The organism is Nocardia sp. NPDC003693 (genome assembly GCF_053981095.1).
On sequence record NZ_JBSFNO010000018.1, the window covers coordinates 20,911 to 37,143 of the forward strand.

The window sequence follows — 16,233 nt, forward strand, 5'->3', positions numbered from 1 at the left end:
CCCGCCGACGCTCGGGTCGGCGGGTGAGGGCGGTGGTATCTGTCGTGGCTACTTCGCGCGGATCGGTGCGTCTTTTGCGAAGCCCGTGCGGGTTTCGACGCTCACCTGCAGCTCGGCCGGGACCGCGTCCGGGACGTAGGGGGTGAACCGCTCCAGGGAGCCCCAGTCGCGGGACCAGTCGTCGTTCAGGTAGGACGGGATCGTCTCGGCGCGCAGCAGCAGGCCGGTCCAGCCGAGGGGGCCGCCGCCGATGTCGTCCTGCCAGGCGTTGGAGGCGTCCGAGCCGGTGCGGTCGGGCAGGATGCGCCATTCGGGTACCTCGGCCACGCCGTCGTGGTGGTCGAAGGGCCGCTGGCAGGGGAAGGCCAGGCCGACGTGCCAGTCCTCCAGGACCGGGGCCTGTTCGCCGACAACGGAGTTCAGCGTCTCCAGCTTCGGCAGGCGGGGCGGGGTGACGGCCAGCCACTGACGCTCGGTGATGTCCACGTCGTTGGCTACCAGGCGAACGGCGTTCGCGCCCAACGGAATCTGATCCAGCGGCACGCGCAGGTTGCGCCACGACGGGGCGGGGCCGATGTCGATGGGCCGCAGGCGGCCGGTGTCGGTCACGCTGCCGTCGGCGGCGCGGGTGCCGTACTCCAGGAACAGGTCCTGGCCGTAGGTCTCCACGCCGTCCTTGTTGACGGACCTGATGCGGCCGGCGGCGGTGATCGCGAGTACCCGGTAGGCCGGGTCCGCGCGCATCTCGCCGGACAGGTCCAGGCGGTACCAGCCGGTGGTCAGCTTGGCGACGGCCTGGTCGCCGTCGCTGTAGCTGCCGAGCACGGGGGTGGTGGCGGGGTCGAGGTCGAACGGCAGGGTGACGGTGCTGCCGTTGACGCCGGTCTCGGCGCTGGTGCCGCCGCCGGTGCCGGCGCCGGTGGTGTTGGTGGTCTTGTTGTCCGAGTCCTTGTCCACCGAGTTGGCGCCGCCGGTGACGGTCTCCTCGGCGTCGGCGGTGAGGTCGGTGGCCACGCCGTTGGGGGTGAATCCGGTGTTCACCGCGGTGTTCCCCGCGGTCAATCCGTCCGCGACCGAGCCGGTCCAGGGGCGCAGCAGCGAGTCCCGCGTGTTCGTCTCCACCAGCACGTCGTTGGCCAGCCCGCACGAATCACCGCCCAGGGCCCGGATATTGGACTTGGCGACCGAGTACGCCGGGTACTGGGTGACCGCGGCCTTGGCCAGCGAGGCGACCTCGAACAGCACCAGGACGGCCGCGGCGATGGTGAGCGGCATGCTCGCGAACTTGTCGAAGCCGCGCACCGGTTTCGGCGTCGTGTACGGCTCGCGGTAGTGCTGGAAGGCGGCGATGAGCAGGCACAGGATCGCCAGGCCCAGGAACAGGGTGGAGAAGCCCTTGCCCGCGATGAGCGGGGCCTTGTCGAACCACGGGACGCCGTAGCTCGAGACGTACCACCAGCCGTTGGGTCCGGTGAAAGTCATGGCGAGCAGGAAGAACACCGCCGCGGTGAACAGCGTGCGATTGCGCGGCGAGCGAATCCCGTTGACGCCAACGGCGACCGCGGCCAGCGCCGCCACCGAACCCGCCAGCCCGGCGTATACGCCGAAGTGGTGCGTCCACTTGGTCGGGGTGAACATCATGAAGAACAGCGACATGAACACGATGCCGAGCACGCGCGCGGACGGCCCGCGCGAGGTGCCCGGGATACGGCCGTTCTTGCGCAGCATGACCATGACGCACACGCCCAGGCTCAGCAGCATGGCGAGAATGCCGAAGCGCCGGGCCAGCGAGCCGTCGGGGGAGAGCATGAGCAGCGAATCCCAGCGCGTGCGTTCGTCGAACCACGCCACGTTGGGGCCGATGGCGGTGCGGACGCGGGTGGCCTCCATGACCGAGGCGAGCGTCTGATCAGCGAAAACGACCACCAGGACCAGGGTTCCGGCCGCGACGCCGGGTGCGAGCAGGGCGGCGTAGCGCAGCAGCGCGGGGCCCGTGCCCTTGGCCTGCTTGATGATGATCTGCAGCACCGGCCGCGATCCGGCGACCAAGGCGGCCAGGCAGATCAGTCCGGTCGGCCCGGCGGCGAGCGAGAACGCGGCGATGAGCACGCCGACCGCGGCGGGCAGCAGCCTGCCGGTGGCGATGGCGCGTTCCATGGAGCACCAGGTCAGCAGCGCGCCCGCGGCGATGAGAGGTTCGGGGCGCAGGCCGTTGTCGTACGGCATCCAGGCAGCCAGGAACACCAGTCCGGCGGTCCATACCGCGACGTTGTCGCGGCGCACCCGCGCTCCCAGGCGCGGCAGCACCTCGCGACTGATGACCAGCCAGCACACGATTCCGGCGAGCAGCGACGGCAGCCGCATCCACGGGCTGGAGTCGCTGATGCGCGACATCCACACCAGTACCTCGTACGGCCAGCCGAAGGGGGCCTCCGCGACGCCGAACCAGCGGTAGTAGTTCGCCATGTAGCCCGAAACCTTCGAGGCCCGAGCCATGTTCAGGATGTAGCCGTCGTCGGAGGTGTTGGCCCCGATGATGTGCCAGAGCACCAGCGTGCCCAGCACCACGCCGTCGGCGAGCCGGAAACGCCACCAGTGCGCGGGCAGGAAGCGGCGCGGCTTGCGGCCGTCGCGGGTGTCGAGCAGGTGCAGCGCGACGAGGGCGATCAGCGTGAACAGCACCGCGCCCGCGATGGCGATGCGCTTGACCCAGCTCGGGCTGCTGCTGAAGCGCGCGTCGATCTCCGCGTGCGCGGTCGACGCGCCGAGCCGGTCCTTCGGCAGATCGGTGAACATGCCGACCACCTGCGGCCGGATGTCGCCGGTGACCTTGCCCGCGAACGGGGTTCCGTCCGCGCGCGCGGCGCCGGCGAACTCGGCGCGGGTCTCGGTCGCGTCCGAGTGCAGGGTCAGCGCCCCACAGTTCTGGATCTCGTCGACGGGCGCGGACAGCAGCGGAATGTTGCGCAGCAGAACCGAAATCGTGCGCTCGGCCGGAACCGCGGGGTTCGCGTCGGCCGTGGCCGCGGGGGCGTCCACGCGCACGACCAGGCCCTTGTCGACGGCCTTCCCGGATTCCACCGGGACGGTCGAGAACAGTGTCCCGGTGGGCCGTTCGCGCAGCACCTCGCAGCCGATGGTCACGTCGAGCGTGAGCGGGGTGTACGACACCAGCGGCGCCGCCACGTTCACCGCGTCACCCTGTGGCCAATTCAGGGTCGGCCGATCCTGTTTCACGGGCAGGATCGGGGTCAGCACCGCCAGCAGGAATCCCAGCAGTCCGGAGACCACGGCGATGAGGCGGATGCGATGAAACGCTCGGGTGTCTTCGCGCACGATCCCCGATGCTAGCGATCACGGGGTCCGGCGGTCCGCCCGCCGTGCGCGGGCCGCCGTCCCGCGCTCCGGCGGTGCGGATTTCGCGGCCCGCGCGGGCGGATCAGCGGAGGTGGCGCACGTCCCAGAGCCAGACCCCGCCCACCTGCCGCGCGGGGAAGCCGAGCAGCTGATCGACGGTGGCGCGCAGGGTGGCGCTGTCCTCGTTCAGATCCATCACCAGCACATCGGTTTTCCAGTACCGCAGGTCGATGACCGCCTGATCGCGATCGGCCTGCTCGATGACCGGGACGGTCGTCGACCCCAGCACCTTCTCGAGTTGATCCAGGCGAGTGAGCAGGCGCGAGGTGGGCCGCTCGTCGGCGCCGTACCGAGATCGACGGTCCGCGCCGTCCGGTCCGACGAAGTAGCCGCCGATGAGCGGGAACGCGAAGTCGGAGTCGACCTGCCACTGCAGGGCGGGGGTGTCGATCGCGGTGGCGGGCGGCACCGACATCACGCCGCCGCCGGACAGGTACCGGTCCACCGTGCCGTCGGTGAAGAAGACCGGCGTCGGGGGTCGCTCGGACACCGGCAGCATGGTCGGCGCGATCGGCGCGAGCGCGCACGCCAGCGCGGCGAACCAGGCGATCGGCTGCCACCGGGTTCCGCCGGCGCGCCAGTGGTCGATCGCCCGCTGGCCGGCCAGGGTCATGACGACGGCCATGGCGGGGACGGCCGCCATGGCGAAGCGCGATTCGATGATCCCGTTCACCGGCGGAATCCAGCCGAACAGGATCCACGGCATGGGGATGATCGTGTAGTTGCCCGCGAAGGACAGCACGATGCCCATCGACAGCGCGCTGAACACCACGGCGACGACCAGGCAGGCCCGCACGATCCGTTCGCGCCACAGCAGCGCCGTGGCCACGAGCAGCACCAGGATCAGCGGCCAGCCGAAGTACGAATTGTGTTCGGTCGGATTGATTTCCACGTCCGGGCCGATCGACAGGGCGGCGCCGGCCGATTCCGCGGAGAACTGGAACGGCGCCAGGATGTCGTTGCCCACGCGGCCCAGGCCCACGAACCGGTACGACTGCGGTCCGAAGAACTGCCAGCCGAGCGGAATCGCGGTGAGCGTCAACGTGATCAGCGCGGCGAGCCCCACCGGCGGCGCGATGACCCGCACCGTCCGGACGATGGCCGCGCGGGTGCGCAGGTAGACCAGGCCGAAGACCGCGAAGGTCAGCGCGAAGATGAGCAGCGGCTCCTCACCGAGCGAAAGCTGCAGGGCGACGAGCAATCCCAGCACGATGGAGTCGCGCGGCCGCCGCTCGCTGCCCGCCTCGGGGGCGTCCTGCGCCGGCCGTGCCATCTTGATGACGCGCTGCGCGATGAACGGAAGCAGCACCAGGAACACGAAATTCGGGTGGCCGTTGGTGTGCGAGATCATGGCGGGCGAGAACCCGCAGAACGCGCCGCCGATGGCCGCGGCGGCCTTGGAGCTCACCAGCTCGCGCGAGAAGACCCAGTACCAGGCGAACGCCGTCCCGGACAGGCCGAGGGTGAGCGCGAGCACGAAGGTGACCGTCGGCCCGAACAGCAGGGTGACCGGCGCGAACGGCACGCCGAACCCGTACATGAGCGTGTTGGCCATGAGGTTCACGCCGTCGGGATAGTTCTGCAGCGTCGTGAAGAACGGACTCGCGCCGTCGGTGATGTTGTGCGCCCCGAGGGCGTAGAACCACTCGTAGAGGATCTGATCCTGATCACTCTTGGTCAGGTAGCCGGTGCCCGTGTTCCGCCACAGGTCGCCGACAACGAACACCGCCAGCGCCAGATATCCCAGTCCGGCCGCGGCGTCCGCGCGCGCGGCGCGCAGCCGCCGCGCGAGCGACGGCCGTCTTCGCCCGGGCGGATCCGCCGGTGCGTCGCGCGTCGAATCCTCCACCGCCGGTCGGGTTTTCACGGTCCGATCGGTCGCCCACCCCAGTGCCACGCGTCCAAGCTCCTCTGACAATCACGTTCGAATCAGCCGCTCACGGTACCGGGCGCGAGTGATACACGGTCGTGGTGATTGTCTTCGCGAACGATCGCCCGCGCGAGCCCCGGATTGTCCGGGCTCCGCGCGCCTCGCCCGGACGCGACGCGAGGAGGAAGATCAGACGAGTCCGCGCACGTCCCACAGCCAGACCCCGTCCACCCGCTGCGCCGGGAAGCCCAGCAGCTGATCGACGGTGTAGCGCAGGGCGTCGCTGTTCTCGGTGGGCGGCAGCACCACGACGTCGGCCTGCCAGTAGCGCAGGTCCGCCAGGGCCTGATCGCGCACGGCCTGGTCGATGACCGGAACCCGGTTGGTCTTCTGGGCCTTCATCAGCAGGCTGGCGGTGGGCCGGTCGTCCGGACCGTAGCGGCCCTTCTTGTCCACCCCGGTCGGCCCGACGAAATAGCCGCCCGCCAGCGGGAAGGTGAAGTCGGCGTCGGCCTGCCAGCGCAGGGCGCGGGCGTCCGGCGGGGTGGGCGGCGGCGCGATGACCACCGAACCGTCCGAAACGTACTGGCGCACGGTGCCGTCGGCGAAGAAGCCGGGGGTGGGGGAGCGTTCCACCACCGGGAGGATGGTCGGGGCGAGCGGCACCAGCGCGAACGCCAGCGCGCCGAACCAGGCCAGCGGTCGCCAGTCGGTGACCGAGATCTTCCAGTAGTCCAGGGCGCGCTGGGTGGCGAAGGTCAGGATCAGCGCGATCGCCGGCACGGCGGCGATGGTGAAACGCGATTCCAGCACCGAGTTCAGCAGCGGGACCCGCTCGAAGAACTTCCACGGCAGCGCGAAGCCGGTGTCGTGCTTACCGAACATCAGGGTCGAGCCCAGCGAGAGCGCGGTGAATCCGAGGATGACGGCGGTCGCGGCCCGCACCGTGCGCTCGCGCCACATCAGCACGGCCGCCACGGTGATCACCAGCAGCAGCGGCCAGCCGAAGTAGGAGTTCTCCTCGGTGGGGTTGATGCTCACGTTCTGCCCGGGCATGACCATGCCGCCCAGGGATTCGGACGGGAACTGGAACAGCGCCTTGAGGTCGTTGCCCATGGGACCGTGGTCGATCATCCGATACGACTGCGGGCCGAAGAACTGCCACCACAGCGGAATCTCGGTGAGCGCCACCGTGATCAGGGCCGCCAGCAGCACGGTCGGGGTGAGCGAGCGCAGGACGCGCAGCATCGCGCGCGGGGTGTGCAGGTAGTACACGAGCGCGAAAACGCCGAAGGCCAAGGCGAAGATGAGCAGCGGCTCCTCGCCGAGCGCGATCTGCAGGGCGACCAGCAGGCCGAGCACGAACGCGTCGCGCAGGCGCCGCGCCTTGCGGGCCTCGAGCGAATTGTTCGCGCGGCGAGCCATTTTGATGATGTGCAGGGCGATGAGCGGCAGCAGCGCGAGCACCACGAAATTCGGGTGGGCGTTGGCGTGCGAGATCATGGCGGGGGCGAAGCCGCAGAACAAACCGCCAACGGCCGCAGCGGCTTTGGAGCTCACCAGCTCGCGCGAGAACAGCCAGTACCAGGCGAAGGCGGTGCCGAACAGGCCGAGCGTGAGCACCAGGACGAAGGTGACGGTCGGCCCGAACAGCAGCGTGACGGGCGTCAGCGGGACGCCGACGCCGAACATGGCGGTGTTGGCCATCATGTTCACGCCGTCGGGATAGTTCTGCAGCAGCGTGCTGAGCGGATTCTCGAAGTTCGAGATCTTGTGCGCGGTGACCGCGAAGAACCACTCCCACATGGTCTGGTCCTGACCGCTCTTGATCAGGTAGCCGTTGTGGGGATGCTGCCACTGCCCGGCGAGCACGAAGATCGACAGCGCCAGATAACCGGTGGCGACGACCAGATCGGTGCGCGCCAGCCGGATTCGGCGAAGGACCCGCTGCGGCCGGGTTAGTTCCGGGTGAACCGGCCGCGGCGCGGGCCGATCCAGAACTGCCACTGCGGATTCCTCGTCGGATGCTCGGCTCTTCGCCCACCCCTGTGCCACGCGCAAACTCCTCTTGCCTTCACAATCAGCGGCTCACGCTACCGGGCTCGGCTGAGATTGCGCTGGCAAGTGGATGAGTTATCCACAGAAACGAGGCGGTATCCCCAGATTCGGACATGGTTTTGTGGATAAGTGAGCCTTGTCTCGTCCTCTTATCGAGATTCGCCGTGAGCTACACCACATTTCGGCCGTTCGCTCAGGATCGGCGCACCACGAGGGTGAAAGGCCCGATATCGGTGACCCGGAAGTGCGGGTCCGCGAACAGCGTCCGGGGGAACGCGACGGTGTACCGCTTGACGTTCGGATCGTTCGGATAGACGTCCTCGGACAGGCGCAGGGTGTACTCGTCGCCCGCGCGCCGGAACAGGAAGGCGTCCGGTGCGCGCCACGGGCAAACTTCCAGCGCGGCGATCAACTCCGGCGCCGAGCCCAGCGTGCTCCAGCGCTTGATCTCGGCCGCGCGCGCCGGGAAGTCCGCGAGCGGATTCGCGTAGTGCGAGGTGAGCGCCTGGAAGCCCCAGTACGGGTAGATGGCCAGGAAGCTCGTGTCCGCGGTGAGCAGCACGCTCTCGTCGCGGGCGCGGCCGGTCTGCTCGCGCAGCGCCGCGTCCACCGCCGCGTAGTGCGAGACCGCGGACGGCGGCCGCTTGTCCGCGCGCACGCCGTCGCCGTCGGTGTCGGTGTAGGCGGTGGTGATCTCCACGTCCAGCACGTGCGGGATCTGCTGGGCGAAGGCCACCGCGCCGAGCACGGCGACCGCGGCGGCGGCCGGTCGCAGCCGGGCGGGCTCGTTCAGTACCTGGTAGAGCGCCCGGACGCCCTCGACGAAGCCGAAGGATCCGGCCGCGGCCAGCAGGGCGAGCAGGATCGGTTCGAGGCGGAAGGCCAGCAGGGTGGTGCCCGCGGCGGTGGCCGCCATGGACAGCAGGCACCACAGGTACACGGCCACCACGCCGATGCCCAGGCCCTGGGCGCGGCGTGAACTGCCGGCGCGCAGCACCAGCCAGACGACGCCGAGCAGGCAGAAACCGCCGCGCAGGGACAGTTCGAACATGGGCAGCGGCAGTTCCGCGCCGGACTCGGGCAGGTAGTGCAGGGCGCTACCGCCGGCGCTGGAGACCTTGCCGGTCAGGAAGTCGAGCAGGAACGGCAGCCACACCGTCAGCGCGAGCAGACCCGCGATGACGGCGATGGTCACCAGCCGGACCAGGATCGGCGTGAGCGTGCGCCACACCCCGGGCACCGGGTTCTCCGGCGGCAGCCGTCGCGCCGCCCGCAGTCCGGCCTTGCGCTCGCGCAGGGCCAGGCCCATCGCGATCAGCGCCATCAGCGTCACGGCGAAGGCGGCCACGCCCAGGTAGAGGGTGTAGAAGGTGGCCGCGAGCCCCAGGAACAGCCCGGTGCCGATGACCGCGCCCCAGCCGCCCGCGGTCGCCGCGGCCGGTTCCGCCGGGCGGTACAGCGCGCCCCACGCGAGCACGAGCACCGGCACGAACAGCAGGATGAGCACCGCGCTGTAGGCCTCGGGCGAGCCGTAGGCCAGGGTCATGGCGGTGACCGCGGTCGCGACCGGCACCGCCCAGTCCGCGCGAATCAGCTTGGACCACAGCACGAGTGCGAGCACCGCCGCGACCGCGAGCCCGATGATGGCGAAGGGCTTGAACGCCGCCCAGCCGTCCATGCCGGTCAGGTTGGCGAAGCGCCCGCCGACCCAGAACCAGCCGCCGGGATAGAACGGCGGCAGGTCGGCGTAGTTCATATCCCGCAGGGCCGCAGCGTCGGTCAGCCGCGTCAGGTACTGGGTGCGGAATTCCTGATCGACCGAGAGCCCGAACAGGTACAGCTTGGTCGCGGCCAGCGGCATGCCGAGGGTGACCGTGACGAAGGCCGAAAGCCCGGTCCAGGACAGCACTTTCGCGAGCAGCGGGCGGCGGTGCGCGCGGATCAGCGCGACCGCGATCACCAGCAGGGTTATCGCGGCCACCTGCCCGACGGTGGTCAGCGCCCGGGTCACGTTGGAGGAGTTGAACGCGGGCCACTGCACCCGCCCGAAGGCGAACAGGCCGATCCCGGCGACGACGCCCGCGACGACGATCGCCAGGATCGCCTCGCCGAGGGCGCTGCCGACAAGCCGCGTCAGGACCGTGCCGCGGCCGGGGGCCGGCGCGGTGGCGGGGGTTGCCGGCGCGGGTGCGGCGGGTGCGGCGTCCGGTTCGGCGGCGCTCATCGGCGCGCCCCACTCGCGTCGGGCACCCGCGTGCCGTGAGCAGCCAGTCGCTCGATGTTTCGCACTCCGCCTCCGGATCCTCGTCACCGTGCCCGGCGCCCAACCGGCCGCCGCGCGTCAGCCTAATGGTCACCGGGGCTCGTGTGCCCGCCCGGTGAAACGACACCGCCGCACCTTCGAGTGAAGGTGCGGCGGTTGTCCGTTCGTGCCGGTGCGCGTGCGGCTAGATCGGCAGCTTGCGGAAGATCGGGCGCGGGACGTGGCGCAGGATCATCATGACGTACCGGAAAGTGCCCGGGGCCCAGACGATTTCCTTACCCTTCTCCGAGGCCGCGACCGCGAGGACGGCGACGTCCTCCTTGTTGACCGTGAGTCCGTTCTCCTTGGCGTGCGCGGAGAGCTTGGTGCGCACCATGCCGGGGCGGATGACCGTCACGCGCGGGCCGAACTTCGCGAGCGCCTCGCCCAGGCCCAGGTAGAAGCCGTCGAGTCCGGCCTTGGTGGAGCCGTAGACGAAGTTGAAGCGGCGCACGCGCTCACCGGCGACCGAGGACATGGCCAGGATGCGGCCGTAGCCCTGCGCCTTCATCTTCGCGCCGAGCAGCACGCCGACGGAGACCGCCGCGGTGTAGTTGATCTCGACCATGGTGACGGCCTTGCGCTGGTCCTGCCAGAAGACCTCGCCGTCGCCGTCGATGCCGAACGCGACGATGGCCACGTCCACGTCACCGGACGCCCAGGCCGCGTCGATCACGGCCGGGTGGCTGTCGGTGTCGAGGGCGTCGAAGTCGATGACCTGCACCTCGCTCGCACCGGCGTCCTTCATCTGGCGCACGGAGTCCTCGCGCAGCGGGTCGCCCGGCAGCGCCGCCAGGATGATGCGGGCGGGCCCCTTCTTCAGGTACTCCGAGACGATCGCCAGACCGATCTCCGAGGTACCGCCGAGAAGCAGAATGGACTGCGGATTGCCTACCGCGTTGATCACTGAAGCTCCAGCCTTCGTGCCATATCGGACATGAAAACGCCTGTGGGATCGACGCTTCGGCGGATCTTGATCCACTCGTCGATCCGGGGGTACATCGTGTGGAAGGTCTCGGCGGTGGTGCGCGAGTCCTTCGCGGTGTAGAGCCGGCCGCCGAATTCCATGACGCGACGGTCCAGATCGGTGACGAGCTCGTTGAGGCCCGGCCGAATCGGGAAGTCCACGCAGATGTTCCAGCCCGGCATCGGGAAGCTCAACGGCGCCGGATTACCCGGGCCGAACAGCTTGAAAACGTTCAGGGCGGTGTAGTGCCCGGACGCCTGGATATCGATGATGATCTTCTTGAATTCCTCGACCGCCTCGGTCGGCACCACGAACTGGTACTGCAGGAATCCCGCCGGACCGTACGCCCGATTCCACTCCGCGATCATGTCGAGCGGGTGGTAGAACTGCGTCAGGTTCTGGATCTTGCCGGTGTAGTTGCCGCCCATGGCGTAGTACGCCTCGCCGACCGAACCGAGGGTCAGCTTGTTCGCGGTGAAACTCGGGAAGATGTTCGGCACCGTCAGCAACTGCGGGGCGTCGAACTTGAGCGGATTGCGCTGCTTCTTCGCGGGCAGCTCGTCCAGCTTGGCCAGCCGGCCGCGAGTGATGCAGGCGCGCCCCAGTTTCGGCGCCGGGTTCATCGCGTCGAACCAGGCGCTCGAATAGGTGTAGTTGGCCTCGCTGCCGTCGCTGTGCGCGGCGATCGTCTCGTCCAGCGTGGTGGTCTTCACGCCGTCGTTGATGAAATAGGCCGTCTCCGTGGGCACCATCTCGATGGTGGCGCGCAGGATGATGCCGGTCAGGCCGTTGCCGCCCACGGTCGCCCAGAAGAGCTTGGCGTTCTTCTTGGGGCCGATGGTGGAGACCTTGCCGTCGGCGGTCAGCAGGTCGATGGACCGGACGTGGTTGCCGAAAGAACCCTCGCTGTGATGGTTCTTGCCGTGGATATCGGAGGCGATGGCGCCGCCGATGGTGACCTGGCGGGTACCGGGTAGGACCGGGACCCACAGCCCGAACGGCAGCGCCGCCTTCATGAGCTGGTCCAGGCTGACACCGCCGTCCACGTCGACCAGGCGCGAATCGCGGTCGATACGGTGGATGCGGTTCAGCGCCGGCATATCGATGACGAGCCCGCCGGAGTTCTGCGCGTGGTCGCCGTACGAGCGGCCGAGGCCGCGCGCGATGACGCCGCGGCGCAGGTGCGCCGGCTTGGAGTCGTTGTCCTCCGCGACCATGGCGACCGCCTGGGCGATCAGCTCAGGGTCGCTCGTGGAGAGAACTTCCGATGTGGTGGCTGCGGTGCGACCCCAACCGGTCAGGCGACGGGTGCGCGTCGGCAGTTCGAACGAACCGCTCGACGCTGCGTCCGCACCCGCGCTCGCCGAGCTGCTGCCGGCGGCGTCCTTGGTGGTGGTCTGAGCTTTCGTGGACATCGGGATAGAGGCTACAGGTATAACCAGTTCGCGGCTCGTGTCCTCTCCCGGCCGCATTACGCTCTGCGATGTGACCGCCGAACCCCGCCTGCCCCTGCCGCCCGAGCTGCCCCTGGTCGATGAGCCGGGTGGCACGGACGTCGATCTGAAGACCCAGATCATCCGCTTCGGCGTGACGGGCGGGCTCTCCGCGATCGTGGACTTCGGTCTGTACCTGCTGCTCTGGAATGTCGTCGGCCTGCCGCGCGATATCGCCAAGGCGCTGAGTTTCATCGCGGGCACCACGACGGCCTATCTGATCAACCGCCGCTGGACCTTCCAGGCGCCGCCGAGCCGCAAGCGCTTCCTCGCGGTGATCGCGCTCTACGGCGTGACCTTCGCCGCACAGGTCGGGCTCAACGCCCTGGTCGTCGAGACGTTCCCCACGCTGAACTGGTCCGCGTTCGGGAACGACCTGAACATCACCGTGCTGCTGGCCTTCGTCATCGCCCAGGGCACCGCCACCGTGATCAACTTCATCGTGCAGCGCGCGGTGATCTTCAAGATCAGCTGAGCGCGGCCCGGGCGGGCCGCGAGATCAGTGATCCACCAGCGCGTCCCGCTCGGCGTCGGCCTTGGCGTGGAAGTAGTCGCCGCCCTTGGCCCGGACGTTGTCGGTGCCCCACTGGCGGGACTCGCGCTGCGCGGGAACCAGGTGCGGGATGTGCTTGCGGCAGTGGATGTAGCACTCCTGCACGTCGACCACGACCCAGCGCTCGGGGCGGCGGCCGCGCTCGTCCGGGGGCAGGCCGGGCACGCAGCGGCGCATGAGGGTGTCGTCGACGATGCGGGCCGTCCCGTTGATGTGCAGGCCGATGAGGTCGTGCGTGAAATCGATCAGGAGGATGCCGATGTGCGGGTTCTCCAGCATGTTTCCGAGACTGGCCAGCACGCCGTTGCCGCGATATTCGGGATAGGCGATGGTGCCGTCGTCGATGACGTGCAGGAAACCGGGTTTTCCGGCGCGAAAGCTGTTGTCGCACTCGCCGTGTTTGTCGGCCGTCGCGATGAAGGCCATATCCATCCGGCCGATGAATTCGATCATGTTCTCGTTGAGCCGATGTCGCATCTGGTCGGCGTAGAAACGAGCCGCCCGATCCTGCGTTCCGTAGCGCTCCTGGAGTTCCCGTTCGCCATCGCTGCCGTTTCTGAAACCGGACATCGTGCGGCCCCCTTGGGTAGCTGAATACCGGGTGGAAGAGGCTTGGCCACGAGCATCGGCCACCCGAAACCCTATACGGTTTAACTATTTTGGTGTGGCGAATGCGCGAACCGGGGGGAAATATGCTGGTGGGGCTCGTGTGGGATCGCCGGGCGCGCCGTTCCATTGCGAGGATCCTCCCGAATGAAACTTTCCACTAGAGTCTTTCGGCTCTTAGCCGTGCGTATGCCCGCGCCCTAGCGGGCCCGCTTGTCCAGCAGGGCCGGGTCCAGCACGGTCACCGCGCCCCGGCTCAGGCGCACCACACCCTGATCCTCGAGCTCGCGCAGCACCTTGTTCGCGGTGGCCCGGGTGGTGCCCGCCATGGACGCCAGGTCCTCCTGGGTGAGATTGATCAGCGGGGGCCGGCCCGGGGCGTCGGCGTAGACCCGCGCGAGGTGCGCGAGCCTGCGCAGCACGCGCGTCTCCACGGGCAGGTACAGCGCCTCCAGCACCGACGCGGACAGGCGCCGCACCTGGGCGGCGAGGGAGGTGGTCAGAAAGCGCTCCACCTGCGGATGCCGCAGGCGCAGACCTTCGAGCTGGGAGCGGTTCAGGGTCAGGGTGGCGGCGTCGGTGACGGCCACGATGGTGGCCGTGCGCCGGGCGTCCGGGCTCAGCAGCGCCTGCTCGCCGAACATGTCGCCGGGGCCCAGGATGGTCAGGGTCGCGGTGTGCCCGAGCGGGGTCGTGACCCGCACGATGAGCCTGCCCGCGGTGATCAGGTGCACGCAGTCGCCGGGATCGCCCTCGTGGCAGACGATGTCGCGCCGCCGGAACCTGCGCGGGGTGCAGGCGGCGATGAACTCCCGCTGCTCCAGCGCCGAAAGCCCTTCCAACAGGGGGAAATTCAGCACCGCGGGCACCTCCTCGGAGCGGCGGCGATCGAGCGCGCGTACGGGCGGCCCGCGCGCGCCCCGGGTCCCTCGGGTCTCACAGCAGTCCCTCCAGCCGATACGCCGTCACCGGCAGACTCTTGCCCTTGATGTCGAAATCGCCCAGGCAGTGCACCCGCGCGTGATCGCCCAGCCGCTCGCGGGTGAGCGGGCCCACCACCACGGTTCCCGGTTCGGCCAGACCCTCCAGGCGCGCAGCGAGATTGGTGGTGTCGCCGATGGCGGTGAAGTTGCGCATCTCGCGCGCGCCCACGTTCCCGACGATGGCGGGGCCGGTGTTCACGCCCACCCGGAACATCGGCCACGCGGCCCCCGCGCCGGCCGGGCCGCGGCCGTTGGCGCCCTCGGTGCGATCGCGCACCGCCGCGGTAGCCCGCTGCAGGGCGAGCCCGGCCCGCGCGGCCCGCAGCGCGTGATCGTGCTGGCGCACCGGCGCGTTGAAGATGGCCATGACCGCGTCGCCCACGAACTGCACGACGGTCCCGCCCTCGGCCAGGATCTCCGGCACGATGGCGCCGTAGTAGGTGTTGAGCATCCGCATGACCCGCACCGGGCCCGCCTGTTCGGCGAACGGGGTGTAGCCGCGCAGATCCGCCATGAGCACGCTCACCTCGTGCACCTCTCCGCCCAGGCCGGCCTGGGCGGGATCGGCCAGCAGCGCGGTGGCGACCTGGGGTGACATGTAGGACCGGAACAGCCCGTCCAATTGCTGGTAGAGCCTGGCGTTCTCCAGGGTCACCGAGGTCTGGCTGGCGAACGAGCGCGCCACCGCGTGCTCGGCGGGCCCGAGCTGCCCGGGCACGCCGTTCCCCGCCCGCGCCAGTTCGAGTACCCCGGTCTGAATTCCCTTGACCGTCAAGGGGAAGACGAACGCGTTCGGATTCGGCGGCAGGCCGTCGTCGAAGTACAGCCTGCCCTGGCGCTGCACGCCGATGCGCACCCGATCCTGATCGAAGGCGGTGTTGGCCAGCCGCTGCACCTCCGCGAGCAGCTCCGGTTCGCCGCGAATCACGCTGGCGCGCTCGCCGACCGCGACCAGCGCACCGAGCCGGCGCACCTGCTCGCGTTCGTCGCCGACCGCTCGCGCGCTCTGCCGCAGCACGGCCACCTGGCGCTCGGTGAGCCCGAAACGGCGCGAAAGCTGCTGTCCCACAGCGCCGAGCGGTTCGTCGGGGCGGACGCCGCCGCTGGCGCGCTGATCCAGCGCGAGCACCATCTCCTCCAGCGCCCGGGTGTAGTCGCGCTGGATGGCCGCGACCGTGCTGCGCTGGGTCACGCTGTCGAACAACCCGCGCGCGGACCCCTCGCGCCGGAACGCGCGATGCGCGCTGACCGCGATCAGCAGGAAGGCGATCCCCAGCAGGACGTGCCACTCCCACCAGGTCACCCGCCAGCTGCGGCCGAAGCCCACCGCGAACAGCGACTCGGCCAGCAGGATGAAAGCCGTGAGGACACTGAGCAATACGGTGCCGCGGTTGCGCAGGTACATGTACGCGTAGCAGCCCGCCGCGATCAGATAGCAGGCCCCGCCGAGGAAGGCCGTGGCCACCAGCGGGCCCTGCACCTCGTCCGGGCTCGGGTGCGCGTCGAACGGCGGCACCCGGGTCAGCGACAGCAGCGCCCAGACGCCCATGAGCGTGAGCGGCAGCGCCGCGAGCACGTCGATGAAGCGATGCGCCCAGGCCGTCGGGCCGTACTCCACCACCGAGGCCAGCGCCGCCAGCCCGCCGAGCATGAGCCCCACCGGCACCGCGCCGGTGAAGCCCACGTTCGATTCGGTGAGGATGATGCCCGGGGTGGCCAGCGCGTGCAGGCCCAGGAATCCCGAATTCAGCTGGAACACCAGCGAAACCAGGATCAGGCGCATGTCGCGCCGGGCGCGCGCGGCCCGCAGCAGCAGCACGCCCAGCGCCAGCGAGATCAGCGCCGCGCCCAGGATCAGCCAGAAGTGCACCCCGCCGTGCATGTACTCGTGGTCCAGGTGCGGATTGGCCACGAGCAGCCACAGCCCGGCGGCGGGCAGGGCGACGTGCACGAGCCACAGCAGTATTCGGAGATAGGACATACC

Annotated in this window: 10 protein-coding genes; 1 reads left to right on the plus strand and 9 read right to left on the minus strand. The window is 69.5% G+C overall.

The window, feature by feature from the left end; translation table 11 throughout:
- Nucleotides 1-48: 48 nt before the first annotated feature.
- From ACWDOP_RS20555 to ACWDOP_RS20580, 6 genes are all read right to left on the minus strand, one after another.
- Nucleotides 49-3,336, minus strand: coding sequence for an arabinosyltransferase domain-containing protein (locus ACWDOP_RS20555; RefSeq protein ID WP_456346362.1), 3,288 nt, complete (start codon nucleotides 3,334-3,336; stop codon nucleotides 49-51).
- 103 nt (nucleotides 3,337-3,439) lie between these two features.
- Nucleotides 3,440-5,314, minus strand: a complete 1,875-nt coding sequence (locus ACWDOP_RS20560; protein ID WP_456346363.1) for a glycosyl transferase — start codon at nucleotides 5,312-5,314, stop codon at nucleotides 3,440-3,442.
- Nucleotides 5,315-5,476: 162 nt separating this feature from the next.
- Nucleotides 5,477-7,294, minus strand: a complete 1,818-nt coding sequence (locus tag ACWDOP_RS20565) for a glycosyl transferase (RefSeq protein WP_456346364.1) — start codon at nucleotides 7,292-7,294, stop codon at nucleotides 5,477-5,479.
- Between the two features lie 244 nt (nucleotides 7,295-7,538).
- Nucleotides 7,539-9,569, minus strand: a complete 2,031-nt coding sequence (locus ACWDOP_RS20570; RefSeq protein ID WP_456346365.1) for a galactan 5-O-arabinofuranosyltransferase — start codon at nucleotides 9,567-9,569, stop codon at nucleotides 7,539-7,541.
- Between the two features lie 223 nt (nucleotides 9,570-9,792).
- On the minus strand, nucleotides 9,793-10,554 hold the full coding sequence (locus ACWDOP_RS20575; RefSeq protein WP_456346366.1) for a decaprenylphospho-beta-D-erythro-pentofuranosid-2-ulose 2-reductase: 762 nt from the start codon (nucleotides 10,552-10,554) through the stop codon (nucleotides 9,793-9,795).
- Complete coding sequence (locus ACWDOP_RS20580) at nucleotides 10,551-12,029, minus strand: FAD-binding protein (RefSeq protein WP_454200653.1); 1,479 nt, start codon at nucleotides 12,027-12,029, stop codon at nucleotides 10,551-10,553. Before ACWDOP_RS20580 ends, ACWDOP_RS20575 begins: the two co-directional genes overlap by 4 nt.
- Before the next feature lie 70 nt (nucleotides 12,030-12,099).
- On the opposite strand from ACWDOP_RS20580, the gene ACWDOP_RS20585 reads away from it, so the two are divergent.
- A complete protein-coding gene (locus ACWDOP_RS20585) occupies nucleotides 12,100-12,582 on the plus strand; it encodes a GtrA family protein (RefSeq protein WP_456346367.1) in 483 nt (160 codons plus the stop codon).
- 24 nt (nucleotides 12,583-12,606) lie between these two features.
- On the opposite strand, the gene ACWDOP_RS20590 is transcribed toward ACWDOP_RS20585, so the two are convergent.
- The 3 genes from ACWDOP_RS20590 to ACWDOP_RS20600 form a co-directional block, all read right to left on the minus strand.
- On the minus strand, nucleotides 12,607-13,230 hold the full coding sequence (locus ACWDOP_RS20590) for a pyridoxamine 5'-phosphate oxidase family protein (protein ID WP_456346368.1): 624 nt from the start codon (nucleotides 13,228-13,230) through the stop codon (nucleotides 12,607-12,609).
- 236 nt (nucleotides 13,231-13,466) lie between these two features.
- Entirely contained in the window at nucleotides 13,467-14,126 is a 660-nt protein-coding gene (locus ACWDOP_RS20595) for a Crp/Fnr family transcriptional regulator (protein ID WP_456346369.1), read from the minus strand.
- Nucleotides 14,127-14,202: 76 nt separating this feature from the next.
- Nucleotides 14,203-16,230, minus strand: a complete 2,028-nt coding sequence (locus tag ACWDOP_RS20600; RefSeq protein WP_456346370.1) for an adenylate/guanylate cyclase domain-containing protein — start codon at nucleotides 16,228-16,230, stop codon at nucleotides 14,203-14,205.
- Nucleotides 16,231-16,233 lie beyond the last annotated feature (3 nt).

What these genes read in the sequence shown, in the direction of transcription:
- ACWDOP_RS20570 (WP_456346365.1), bottom strand. Translation starts at nt 9,569, where the DNA reads ATGAGCGCCGCCGAACCGGACGCCGCACCCGCCGCACCCGCGCCGGCA.
- ACWDOP_RS20580 (WP_454200653.1), bottom strand. Translation starts at nt 12,029, where the DNA reads ATGTCCACGAAAGCTCAGACCACCACCAAGGACGCCGCCGGCAGCAGC.
- ACWDOP_RS20590 (WP_456346368.1), bottom strand. Translation starts at nt 13,230, where the DNA reads ATGTCCGGTTTCAGAAACGGCAGCGATGGCGAACGGGAACTCCAGGAG.
- ACWDOP_RS20600 (WP_456346370.1), bottom strand. Translation starts at nt 16,230, where the DNA reads ATGTCCTATCTCCGAATACTGCTGTGGCTCGTGCACGTCGCCCTGCCC.